The organism is Pseudomonas sp. PGPR N4 (assembly GCF_059693665.1).
Genome location: NZ_JCAUKV010000005.1, coordinates 22,879 through 34,950 on the forward strand (window position 1 = coordinate 22,879; position 12,072 = coordinate 34,950).

Sequence of the window (12,072 nt, forward strand, 5' to 3'; positions counted from 1 at the left end):
CGACAATCCAGGCCTCATCCTGGCCCAGGCACTGCCGTGAAAACCCGCTCAGAAGAACTCCAGGTATTCGTCAGCGTGATCGACTGCGGCTCGATTTCCGCCGCTGCCGAGCAACTCGGGCAAACCCCGTCTGCGGTCAGCCGCACCCTGGCGCGGCTGGAAGGCAAGCTTGGCACCACGCTGATCAACCGCACCACGCGGCGCATGGACCTGACCGAAGAAGGGCGGTTCTTTGTACTGCACGCGCGGACCATCCTCGAACAGATGAGCGAGCTCGAAGAGCGCCTGTCGCTGCACCGGCAGACGCCGTCGGGGCGCCTGCGCATCAACGCCGCAGCACCATTCATGCTGCACGCGATCGTGCCCTGGATCGCTGAGTTCCGCGCGCTGTACCCGGCCATCGAGCTGGAGCTGAACACCGATGACCTGATCATCGACCTGCTCCAGCAAAGCACCGACGTCGCCATCCGCATCGGCGAGCTGGCCGACTCCAGCCTGCATGCGCGCTCGCTGGGCTGCAGCCCGGTCCAGATTCTGGCCAGCCCCGAATACCTGCAACGCCACGGCGTGCCGCGCCAGGTCAGTGACTTGAGCGAGCACTGCCTGCTCGGCTTCAGCTCGCTGGACAGCCTCAACCAATGGCCGCTGCGCCACGCCGACGGCGACAGTTGGCGAATCCGCCCGCAGTTGACCGCATCCAGTGGCGAGACCTTGCGCCAGCTGGTGCTGGCCGGGCAGGGTATCGTCTGCCTGTCGCATTTCATGACCCACGAAGATATCCGCGCCGGGCGCCTGCACGTGCTGTTGAGCGAGGCCAACAATGGGTACCGGCAGCCGATTCATGCGGTTTACTACCGCAACACCCAGCTGGCGCTGCGGATTCAGTGCTTCCTTGATTTCATCCAGGCCAAGCTGGCGGCGTATGCCTGCTGAGCGCGTGGTACTGGTCCGGGATTGCCGGGGGTGCTGCGCACCCCTTTCGCGACACAAGGCCGCTCCTACGCCGACCGCGTCCACTCAGGCTGACGCGGCCCCAGCAATCTCGATCCTAAGAACCGTTCTGAAAACGACACGAATGACGCAATGCCGTCGTCCTGTGTCTGGTGCGTTTGCTTAGTCAAAACGCTTCAGTGTTAATAAGTGATCAACAAAAACAACACCAAGGAAGTGCTCATGCGTCTCGTCATGTTCCAGTCCATGGCCCTCGGGGCCGCGATCCTGAGCTGTTCGTCGGCCTTCGCGGTGACTCTTGAAGGCGGCGCAGTGGCCGCGCCCGATCAATATGGCGCACAGGTCGCCGCCGATATCCTGAAAAAAGGCGGCAACGCCGTCGATGCCGCCGTGGCCACTGCCTTCACCCTGGCAGTCACCTATCCAGAAGCCGGCAACATCGGCGGCGGTGGCTTCATGACCTTGTACGTGGACGGCAAAGCGTACTTCCTCGACTACCGCGAAGTGGCGCCCAAGGCGGCCACCCGCAATATGTACCTGGACGAAAAAGGCGAGGTCATCGAGAACCTCAGCCTGGTCGGCGTGCGCGCCGCTGGCGTACCGGGCACAGTAATGGGCTTGTGGGAGGCGCATCAAAAGTTCGGCAAGTTGCCCTGGAGCGAGCTGCTGACTCCGGCCATCGGTTACGCCAACAACGGCTTCAAGATCGCCCAGAAGCAGTACCAGTATCGCGACGATGCCCAAGGCCTGTTCAAGACCGCGACCAACTTCAACGATTATTTCGGCAGCATGAAAGTCGGCGAGCTGTTCAAGCAGCCGGAGCTGGCGCAGACCCTCGAACGCATCGCCGACAAAGGCGTCAGCGAGTTCTATCAAGGCAAGACCGCCGATCTGCTGGTTGCGCAGATGAAGGCCGATAACGGCCTGATCAACAAAGACGACCTGAAGGACTACAAAGCCCTCTGGCGCGAGCCGATGGCCATCGACTGGCGCGGCAACGTGGTCTACACCGCGCCACCGCCAAGCTCCGGCGGCGTAGCACTGGCGCAGTTGCTCGGGATCAAGGAAAACCGCGCGGCAGACTTCAAGGGCGTCGAGCAGAACTCGGCGCGCTACATCCACCTGCTGGCCGAGATTGAAAAGCGCGTGTTCGCCGACCGCGCCGACTATCTTGGCGACCCGGCCTTCACCGAGGTACCGGTAGACAAGCTGGTGGCCAAGGACTACCTGAAAAAGCGCGCCGAGCAGGTCAACCCAACCGCCATCTCCGCCACCGACAAGGTCCGCCCGGGGCTGGAGCCGCATCAAACCACGCACTTCTCGATCGTCGACAAACAGGGCAACGCGGTCAGCAACACCTACACCCTCAACCTCGACTACGGCAGTGGTGTGGTGGTCAAGGGCGCAGGCTTCCTGCTCAACGACGAGATGGATGACTTCAGCAGCAAGCCCGGTACCGCCAATGCCTTTGGCGTGGTCGGCGGCGATGCCAACGCGATTGCTCCGGGCAAACGCATGCTGTCGTCGATGAGCCCAAGCCTGGTGACCCGCGACGGCAAGGTCAGCCTGGTCATCGGTACGCCGGGCGGCTCGCGCATCTTCACCTCGATCTTCCAGGTAATGAACAACCTCTACGACTACGACATGCCGCTGGCCAAGGCCGTTGCAGCGCAGCGCGTGCATCACCAGCTGCTGCCCAAGGACACTATCTACTTCGACAGCTATGCACCGTTGACCGGCAAGGTCGCCGACGAGCTGAAAAAGATGGGCTATGTGCTTGAGGATCAGGGCTGGGAGATGGGCGATATCCAGGCCATTCGCGTCACCGATGGCAAGCTTGAAACCGCCTCCGACCCGCGCGGTCGTGGTGTTGGCATGATCGTCAAGTAACGCCAGTGCTGCTCAGCCCGGCCAGCATTGCGCTGGCCGGGCTGAGCAGTTCACAAGGCAGCGGTCACACGCGGAACTTGCTTACCAGCGTCTGCAGATGACTGCCAAGGCGTGCCAGCTCGACGCTCGACGCGGCGGTTTCATCACTGGCTGCGGCTGTCTGTTCCGACACATCGCGTACATTGAGAATGCTCCGGCTGATCTCCTCGGCAACCGCGCTCTGTTGCTCGGCGGCTGCGGCGATCTGCTGGTTCATCGACTGGATGTTGGACACAGTGCGGGTGATGTTCTCCAGCGAACCACCGGCCTTGCGCGCCAGCTCGACGCTGCTTTCAGTCAGGTTGCGGCTGCCCAGCATGGCGTTGGCCACTTGCTGGGTGCCGTTCTGCAGGCTGGCGATCAGCTCTTCGATCTCTTCGGTGGACTTCTGCGTACGCTGCGCCAGGCCCCGCACTTCGTCGGCGACCACGGCAAAACCACGCCCGGCTTCACCGGCGCGGGCGGCTTCGATGGCCGCGTTCAATGCCAGCAAGTTGGTCTGCTCGGCAACCGACTTGATCACGTCCATGACACTGCCGATCTTCTGGCTTTCCTGCTGCAGCAGGTTCATTGCGTCAGTCGAGCGCTGGACTTCGTCGGCCAGGCGTTCGATCTGGTTGATCGCCTCGCCCACCACCCGGTCACCGGCACGCGCTTCATCATCGGCACCCGTTGCCGCGCGCGAAGCCTGTTCAGCGTTGCGGGCGACTTCCTGCACGGTCGCAGCCATCTCGTGCATGGCAGTGGCAACCTGGTCAGTCTCGACTTTCTGGCTGTTGGCACCGGCGCTGGTCTGCTCGGTCACGGCCGACAGCTCTTCGGCGGCGCTGGCAATCTGCGTTACGCCATCACGAATACCACCGATCAACTCGCGCAGGGTGCTGCCCATGCGGCTGATGCTTTGTTGCAGCACGCCCAACTCGTCACGGCGGGTGACCCGCAGCTCACTGGACAGGTCGCCACCGGCAATACGCTCGACGGCGTCCATGGTTTCGCGCAGCGGGCGGGTGATCTGGCGGGTGATGATGATCGCGGCGCATACCCCGACCAACAATGCCAGCAGGGTCGAGATGATCTGCAGATGGCGCGCCTGGTCGCTTTCGATGTCGCGGCGCTCGAGCTGGATCTTGTACAGGGCATCGCTACGCTTGACGATATCGGCACCTTGCACGGTCATCTCGGCGCGGGCCACGGCGATGGCGGCGGTGGCGTCGCGGAAGTCACGCACGGCCGAGCGGTAAGCCTGCACGCTCTGGTCGAACTGTTGCAGGCGGGTGCTTTCGTTGGGTAGCTGGCGCTTGAGGTTGTCGATCTCGACCAGGGCCGCGTCGAGCTGGCGCAGGGCGGCCTGTTCATTGGCTGCGCTGTTGTCAGCGATGTAGCCGCGTACATCGACGCGCACTTGCAGCAACTGCTGACGCGTCTTGCTGATGGCCTGATACTGGGCCAGGCGTACGCTGTCGACTTCCGGCTGGGCCAACACGTCGCGGCTGATCGCATCAAGGATCTGATCGGCCTTGGCGGCAGTCTGGTTCATGTTCTCGCGGTTGGCGAGGGTGGTCTTGTAGCCCGCGCGCATCTTGCTCAGCGACAGTTTGTAGTCGCTGATGATCGCGCCCAGCTCGTTGAGCAGCTTGACGTTTTCAGGGCTCTTGAACGAGGCCACCAAGCGCTGCTGCTGGGCACTGAAGGTGTCCAGTTTGGTCTGGGTGTTGGCCGCAGCGGCGTCATCGCCGTTGGCGATCATGTACTGCAGACGTGCTACGCGCAGGTCGGTGAGGTCTTTGTTGAGCTGGCTGATGTCGCTCATCCAGTTACTGCGGTCGATCAAGCTGCCCAGGCTGTTCCAGCCGGTCAGGGCCAGCAGGCCGGTCAAAAGCAGGACCAGGCCAAAGCCCAGGCCCAGTTTGAGGTTGACGCTGATGTTGGCAAACCAGCTGTTCATGCACGCACTCCATAAAGATCATTCGCTCAGTTGTTGTCAATCGCTGGCGTTATTCTTCCCGGGGCCCGCTGATTCGTGCATGAGTTATCGGCCACAATCGGGCTAGCTGAAACGCTTTTTCAGCAGATTTGTAACTGTCTGAAAATCCGAGAGTTTTACTGCGGCATTGGCGTTAAAAAGCGGTGCATTCAACGACACCTCCTGAGCGCAAAGTGCTCAAGAGGCGCTGTTGCATGCAGATTGGCGGGGAGTTACAGCGTGCGTGCGTTGAAGGTATCGCAGCGGTTGACGTCACCGTCGCTGAAGCCGGTCTTGAACCAGCGTACGCGCTGCGCCGACGTGCCATGGGTGAACGAATCCGGCACCACGCGACCTTGGCCTTGCTGTTGCAAGCGGTCATCACCGATGGCGTTGGCGGCGTTAAGTGCCTCTTCGATGTCACCCGGTTCCAGCCAGTTCAGGCGTTTCTGCGCCTGATAGGCCCAGACCCCGGCAAAACAGTCGGCCTGCAATTCCTGACGCACCAGCAGGCCGTTGTCACCTTCCATCTTCTGCCCGCGCTGGCGAGCGGCCTGGACCTGATTGGAGACGCCGAGCAGCGTCTGCACATGATGGCCGATCTCGTGCGCGATGACGTAGGCCTGGGCGAAGTCGCCGGCGGCGGCAAAGCGCGTTTCCATTTCGCGGAAGAAGGTCATGTCCAGGTACACCCGCTGGTCAGCCGGGCAGTAGAATGGCCCGACCGCCGAGGAGGCGAAGCCGCAGGCCGAATTGACCTGGCCGCTGAACAGCACCAGCTTGGGGTCACGGTATTGCTTGCCGGCCTGGGCGAACAGCGCCTTCCAGGTGTCTTCGGTGTCACCCAGGATCGAGGCAACGAACGCTGCCTGATCATCATTGGCCGGCGGCGCCTTGCCTTCGACGTTGGCCGGCGCGCTTTGCTGCATCTGCCCGGTCAGTTGGCCGAGAATCTGCAGCGGGTCCTGGCCGGTCATCCAGCCGATGCCGACGATCAGCAGGATGGCGCCCAGGCCCAGCCCCTTGCCGCCGCCAAAGCGCATGCCACCGCCGCCGCCTGCACCGCGAGCATCGACCACATTGTCGCTACGCCGACCTTTTCGCCATTCCATCGAGCTTCTCCAAACCGCGAGGTTGAGGGTATAGATTAGTTCAGTGCTGCTGCCTTGTGCAGGCACGCTGCAAGGCATAACCAAACAGTTATGGCTAAGACCGCTGATTTCAATATTCATCCCATCCAGGCTATCGGAAACTGCAAGTCCGCCCGCCACGCACGGGCGCTCGCACAACTCCAATAAGAGGAACACCGGTATGCCTGCCGAGGACACCAGCCGCTTCGTGATCCGTGATCGCAACTGGCACCCGAAAGCGCTGACCCCAGATTACAAGACGTCGATTGCCCGCTCGCCGCGCCAGGCGCTGGTCAGCATCCCGCAGTCGATCAGTGAAACCACCGGCCCGGACTTCACTCACCTGGGCTTTGGCCAGCACGACAACGACCTGCTGCTCAACTTCGACAACGGTGGCCTGCCGATCGGCGAGCGCATCATCGTCGCCGGCCGAGTGATCGACCAGTACGGCAAACCAGTGCCAAACACCTTGGTGGAAATGTGGCAGGCCAACGCCGGCGGCCGTTACCGCCACAAGAACGACCGTTACCTGGCGCCGCTGGACCCCAACTTCGGCGGTGTCGGCCGGGCCCTGACCGACCGCGATGGCTATTACAGCTTCCGCACCATCAAGCCCGGCCCGTACCCATGGCGCAACGGCCCGAATGACTGGCGCCCGGCGCACATTCACTTCTCGATCAGCGGCCCGTCGATCTCGACCAAGTTGATTACCCAGCTGTACTTCGAAGGTGATCCGCTGATCCCGCTGTGCCCGATCGTCAAGTCGATCGCCAACCCGCAAGCGGTGCAGCAACTGATTGCCAAGCTCGACATGAGCAACGCCAATCCGATGGATTGCCTGGCGTACCGTTTTGACATCGTTCTGCGCGGTCAGCGCCAGACCCACTTCGAAAACCGCTGAGGAGCCGCGACATGCCAATTGAATTGCTGCCGGAAACCCCGTCGCAGACTGCCGGCCCTTACGTGCACATCGGCCTGGCCCTGCAAGCAGCGGGCAACCCGGTTCGGCCGACCGAAATCTGGAACACCCTGGCGCGCCCTGAAGCCGCCGGCGAGCACATCCTGCTGATCGGTCAGGTCTACGATGGCAATGGCCATCTGGTGCGTGATTCGTTTCTGGAAGTGTGGCAGGCCGATGCCGACGGCCAGTACCAGGATCAGTACAACCTGGAAAACCCGTTCAACAGCTTTGGCCGTACCGCCACCACCTTCGACTCCGGTGACTGGACGCTGCACACGGTCAAACCGGGTGTGGTCAAGAATGCCGCCGGCGTGCCAATGGCGCCGCACATCAACATCAGCCTGTTTGCCCGCGGCATCAATATCCAACTGCACACGCGGCTGTACTTTGATGACGAAGCCGAGGCCAACGCCAAGTGCCCGGTGCTCAACCTGATCGAGCAGCCGCAACGGCGCGAGACGCTGATTGCCAAACGCTGCGAAGTCGACGGCAAGACTGCCTATCGCTTCGACATGCGGATTCAGGGCGAAGGCGAGACGGTGTTCTTCGACTTCTGATACAAGCCTGAAACCAGCCTACGCCAGCGAGGCCCCCAAAAGCCTCGCTGGCGCCGGCATCAGCACATCGCACTGCTCGTCTGCCGGGCTGCGCAGCTGCAAGCGCTGCGGGTGGGTCAGGCGGCTGTAGCCGAGCAGGGCCTGGCTGGCCAGTTGCTCGATGCTGGTGGGGTGGCCGTGCCGAAGCATTGCAGCCCCGGCAGAGGTCGGTTCAGCGTCGGACCAGCAGCACACCGCTTTCCATATGGTGGGTATAGGGGAACTGGTCGAACAGGGCGCAGCGTTCGATCCGGTGCGTATCGTGCAACTGGGCGATGTTGGCCGCCAGAGTTTCCGGGTTGCAGGATATGTACAGGATACGCTCGAAGCGTCGAGTCAACTCGCAGGTATCCGGGTCCATCCCCGCGCGCGGCGGGTCGACGAACACCGTGCCGAACTGATAGCTCTTCAGGTCGATGCCCTGCAGGCGGCGGAACGGGCGCACCTCGTTCAGTGCCTCGGTCAGCTCTTCGGCCGACAGGCGCACCAGGCGCACGTTATCCACGCCGTTTTCGTCGAGATTGTGCAAGGCGGCATTGACCGAGGTCTTGCTGATCTCGGTGGCCAGCACCTGGCGTACGCGGGTTGCCAGCGGCAGGGTGAAGTTGCCGTTGCCGCAGTACAGCTCGAGCAGGTCGTCGTCGCGCTCGCCGATGGCCTCAAAGGCCCAGTTGAGCATCTTCTGGTTGACCGCGCCGTTGGGCTGGGTAAAAGCACCCTCGGGCTGGCGGTAGCTGAAGGTGCGGCCGGCGACGTCGAGTTTTTCCACCGCATAGTCACGGCCAATCACCAGACGTTTACCTTTGGAGCGGCCGACCAGGCTCACGTCGAGCTCGGCGGCCAGCTCGCGGGCGGCAGCTTCCCACTCGTCGTCGAGCGGGCGGTGATAGCACAGGGTGATCATCGCATCGCCGGCCAGGGTGGTCAGGAACTCCACCTGGAACAGCCGGTTGCTCAGCGTCTCGCTCGCCTGCCAGGCCGCTTTCAGGCGCGGCATCAGCGCATTGATGCGTTGGCTGGCAATCGGGAAATCCTCGATCAGGATCGCCTTGTGCTTTTCGCCCGGGGCGAACATGGCGTAGTGACGCTGGCCGTCTTCACGCCACAGGCGAAACTCGGCGCGCAGGCGGTAGTGCTCGCGCGGCGACTCGAACACCACAGGCTCGGGCGCGCTGAACGGCGCCAGCAGCTCGCGCAGGCGCTCGACTTTTGGCGCCAGCAGGCTTTGGTAGGCAGATGGATCGAAAACAGAACTCATGCGTTGAACCAGCCCAGCTTGATAACGAACAGAATCGACAGGATGATCAGCGCCGGGTTCAGGTCCTGGCGGCGGCCCGACAGCAGCTTGATCGCGGTCCAGGCAATGAAGCCGAAGGCGATGCCGTTGGCGATCGAGTAGGTCAGCGGCATGGCCAGGGCAGTCACCACCACAGGGGCTGCCTCGGTGACGTCGTCCCAGTTGATTTCAGCCAGGCCCGAGGCCATCAGCACGGCGACGAACAAAAGCGCCGGTGCGGTGGCGAAGGCCGGCACACTGCCGGCCAACGGCGCGAAGAACAGCGCCAGCAGGAACAACACCGCGACCACGATGGCGGTCAGGCCCGTACGGCCACCGGCGCTAACGCCTGCTGCCGACTCGATGTAGCTGGTGGTGGTCGAGGTACCCAGCAGCGAGCCGGCCATGGCTGCGGTACTGTCGGCGATCAGTGCCCGGCCCATTTTCGGCATGTGGCCGTCCTTGCTCATCAGGCCTGCGCGTTTGGCGACGCCGATCAAGGTGCCGGAGTTGTCGAACAGGTCGACGAACAGGAAGGCAAAGATCACGCTGACCAGGCCCACATCCAAAGCACCAGCGATGTCCAGCTGGAGGAAGGTCGGCGCCAGCGATGGCGGCATCGAGACTACACCGGCAAACGGCGTCACGCCCATCAGGATCGAGGCTACGGTGACGGCTAGAATGCCGATCAGTACTGCACCGCGAACCTTCATTGCTTCCAGCGCGACGATCAGGAAGAAGCCCAGTGCAGCGAGCACCGGAGCAGGCTTCTTGAGGTCGCCCAAACCAACCAGGGTGGCTGGGTTATCAACGACGATGCCGGCATTGTTCAGCGCAATCAGCGCGAGGAACAGGCCGATACCGGCGGCGATGGCCGAGCGTAGCGGCAGCGGAATGCTGTTCACGATCCACTCGCGGATGCGGAAGATCGACAGCAGGAAGAACAACACCGCCGAGATGAACACCGCACCCAGCGCCACCTGCCAGGTATGGCCCATGTGCAGGACCACGGTGTAAGTGAAGAAGGCGTTCAGGCCCATGCCCGGCGCCAGTGCGATCGGGTAGTTGGCGATCAGGCCCATGGTCGCCGAGCCGATGGCCGCAGCCAGGCACGTCGCGACAAAGATCGCGCCCTTGTCCATACCGGTCTCGCCGAGGATGCTCGGGTTGACGAAGAGGATGTAGGCCATGGCCAGGAACGTGGTCACGCCCGCAAGTATCTCGGTGCGCACGTTGGTGTTGTGTGCTTTTAGTTGAAACAGCCTTTCCAGCATGCCCGCTCCCAAAGACGCCTCCGGGGCGCCGTTAATGTATCGACCTCATCAGCAAAGCACAGACCGTACCGGATGCCGTGGTTTTATCTGGGGTAGAAAAAAGCCGCGCATCATACCAGCATGCTTGCTGAGCGGTAATCAATGTCGCGATACACTGCGCATTCAGTGCCGATCACCCAGACGGCCGCCGCCGAGATGCCGCTGTGCAGCTGATTGACTACTCGCAGCTAACCCCGGCCCAGCGTGGGCAACTGCTGGAGATCCAGCTGCCGTCAGAGCAGCAGTGCTTCGCCGGCGATATCGCTGATGCCTTGTATCTGTTACTCGGTTGCGGCTCTGATCAGCGCCGCGGCGTCGCGCTGTTGCTCGATGATGTGCCCAGAGCGTTTCTGCTGCTTCAGCGTGGCGCATTTCTGCCCGCCTGGGGTCAACCTGATGCAGCGATGATGACTGCGTTGCAGGTCGATCGCAGGTTTCAGGGGCAGGGCCTTGGGCGCTTTTGCATGCAGGCGCTACCGGCTCTTTTGCGCACCATGTGGCCTGATCTCAGGCGCCTGCAGTTGTCAGTGGACCGCGCCAACCTCGGCGCTTTGGCCTTGTACCGTGCAACCGGCTGGCGCGAAAGCGGCAACGGCTTTCGCGCCCGGGTCGGCTACGAGCAGCAGATGAGCCTGCTGCTGGCGGGGTCAACCTTTGATCGGTGCAGCTGACGCCGCTGGCGCTTCTGCTACCGGCTGGCTGTGCAGTTGATCGCGGTTGGCCAGGCTCGGGAACAACTTAATCCACACCCCGGTCACCACCAGCGTGCCGACGCCGCCCAGCACCACTGCCGGTACGGTGCCGAACCAGTGCGCGGTAATACCTGACTCGAACTCCCCGAGCTGGTTCGAAGCCCCGATGAACAATCCATTTACCGCGCTGACCCGGCCGCGCATTTCGTCAGGCGTCTCCAGCTGCACGAAAGCGCTGCGGATGACCATGCTGATCATGTCTGCCGCGCCCAGCACCACCAACACCGCCAGCGAGAACCAGAACGAGGTCGACAGGCCAAAGGCGATGGTGGCCACGCCGAACACGCCGACTGCGGTGAACATGGTCCGGCCGACCTTGCGCTCGAACGGGAAGCGCGCCAGCCATACCGACATCAACAGCGCGCCGACTGCCGGCGCCGAACGCAGCAGGCCCAGGCCCCACGGGCCAGTCAACAGGATGTCCTTGGCAAACACCGGCAACAACGCCGTGGCGCCGCCCAGCAGCACGGCGAACAGGTCCAGCGAGATGGCACCGAGGATGTCCGGCCGGCTACGGATGAAGCGTATCCCGGCCAATAGAGACTCCAGCGTCGCCCGGCCGCGCTGCTGGACCTGCTGGCGGGCATCCAGGCTCAGGGTCAGGCCGCAGGCGATCACATACAGCGCCACGGTCGGGCCGTACACCCAGATGCTGCCCAGCGCATACAACAAGCCGCCGACCGCAGGGGCGACGATAGTAGCGGCCTGGGTCGCCGATGCCGAGGCTGCCACGGCCCGCGGGAACAGTCCGGGCGGGACCACGTTGGGCAGCAGGGCCTGAGTCGCCGGCATTTCAAACGAACGTGCGGCGCCGAGCAGGAAGGCCAGGCAGAAGATCAGCTCACGGCTGACGTTGTCGGTGGCACTGCCGAGCACCAGTGCCAGCGCAATCAGCGCTTGCAGGCTCTGGCACAGCGCCGCCACCCGGCGCCGGTCATAGCGGTCGGCCACGTGCCCGGTATGCAGCATGAACAGCACCCGCGGGGCGAATTCGACCAGGCCGACCAGACCCAGATCGAGCACGTTGCCGGTCAGCTGATAGAGCTGCCAGCCAATCGCCACAGTGAGCATCTGAAAGCCGCTCGCGGTAAATACGCGGGCCAGCCAGAACGCGAGAAAGGGGCGGTGGTGACGCAACAACAGCGGAGCAGAGTCGGACATCGGCAGCCTGCGACCTATAAGAAACCCGGGGCTCTGCAGC

11 protein-coding genes are annotated in these 12,072 nt (G+C 63.0%); 5 read left to right on the plus strand and 6 right to left on the minus strand.

Annotated features, from left to right (window positions below; all coding sequences use genetic code 11):
- The first annotated feature begins 36 nt into the window (after positions 1-36).
- Complete coding sequence (locus tag AC58X1_RS18540) at positions 37-933, plus strand: LysR substrate-binding domain-containing protein (RefSeq protein WP_497429291.1); 897 nt, start codon at positions 37-39, stop codon at positions 931-933.
- 240 nt (positions 934-1,173) lie between these two features.
- Positions 1,174-2,841, plus strand: coding sequence for a gamma-glutamyltransferase (gene ggt, locus AC58X1_RS18545; protein ID WP_497429292.1), 1,668 nt, complete (start codon positions 1,174-1,176; stop codon positions 2,839-2,841).
- A gap of 64 nt (positions 2,842-2,905) precedes the next feature.
- On the opposite strand, the gene AC58X1_RS18550 is transcribed toward ggt, so the two are convergent.
- Together AC58X1_RS18550 and ypfJ are read right to left on the minus strand one after the other, a co-directional pair.
- Positions 2,906-4,825 carry a methyl-accepting chemotaxis protein gene (locus AC58X1_RS18550; RefSeq protein ID WP_259075871.1) on the minus strand — a complete coding sequence of 640 codons (1,920 nt, stop codon included), beginning with the start codon at positions 4,823-4,825 and terminating at the stop codon, positions 2,906-2,908.
- A 251-nt stretch (positions 4,826-5,076) separates the two neighbouring features.
- Complete coding sequence (gene ypfJ, locus AC58X1_RS18555; protein ID WP_188036652.1) at positions 5,077-5,955, minus strand: KPN_02809 family neutral zinc metallopeptidase; 879 nt, start codon at positions 5,953-5,955, stop codon at positions 5,077-5,079.
- 199 nt (positions 5,956-6,154) lie between these two features.
- On the opposite strand from ypfJ, the gene pcaH reads away from it, so the two are divergent.
- Both pcaH and pcaG read left to right on the plus strand, forming a co-directional pair.
- Positions 6,155-6,874: a protocatechuate 3,4-dioxygenase subunit beta gene (gene pcaH, locus AC58X1_RS18560; RefSeq protein ID WP_101322102.1), complete on the plus strand. Its 720-nt coding sequence runs from the start codon at positions 6,155-6,157 to the stop codon at positions 6,872-6,874.
- An 11-nt stretch (positions 6,875-6,885) separates the two neighbouring features.
- Positions 6,886-7,491, plus strand: a complete 606-nt coding sequence (pcaG, locus tag AC58X1_RS18565; protein ID WP_150573010.1) for a protocatechuate 3,4-dioxygenase subunit alpha — start codon at positions 6,886-6,888, stop codon at positions 7,489-7,491.
- 18 nt (positions 7,492-7,509) lie between these two features.
- Here pcaG and AC58X1_RS18570 read toward each other — a convergent pair whose 3' ends face one another.
- From AC58X1_RS18570 to AC58X1_RS18580, 3 genes are read right to left on the minus strand one after another with little or no spacing between them, the layout of a single operon-like run.
- On the minus strand, positions 7,510-7,680 hold the full coding sequence (locus AC58X1_RS18570; protein ID WP_181107799.1) for a hypothetical protein: 171 nt from the start codon (positions 7,678-7,680) through the stop codon (positions 7,510-7,512).
- Between the two features lie 22 nt (positions 7,681-7,702).
- Complete coding sequence (gene trmA, locus AC58X1_RS18575) at positions 7,703-8,788, minus strand: tRNA (uridine(54)-C5)-methyltransferase TrmA (protein WP_101322100.1); 1,086 nt, start codon at positions 8,786-8,788, stop codon at positions 7,703-7,705.
- Entirely contained in the window at positions 8,785-10,080 is a 1,296-nt protein-coding gene (locus AC58X1_RS18580; RefSeq protein ID WP_101322099.1) for an NCS2 family permease, read from the minus strand. The genes trmA and AC58X1_RS18580 overlap by 4 nt, the downstream gene beginning before the upstream one ends.
- A 203-nt stretch (positions 10,081-10,283) precedes the next feature.
- Between AC58X1_RS18580 and AC58X1_RS18585 the strand changes: the two genes are divergently transcribed.
- On the plus strand, positions 10,284-10,790 hold the full coding sequence (locus AC58X1_RS18585) for a GNAT family N-acetyltransferase (RefSeq protein WP_188036651.1): 507 nt from the start codon (positions 10,284-10,286) through the stop codon (positions 10,788-10,790).
- Here AC58X1_RS18585 and AC58X1_RS18590 read toward each other — a convergent pair.
- A complete protein-coding gene (locus tag AC58X1_RS18590) occupies positions 10,767-12,032 on the minus strand; it encodes an MFS transporter (protein WP_150570689.1) in 1,266 nt (421 codons plus the stop codon). The genes AC58X1_RS18585 and AC58X1_RS18590 overlap by 24 nt on opposite strands.
- Positions 12,033-12,072: the final 40 nt, after the last annotated feature.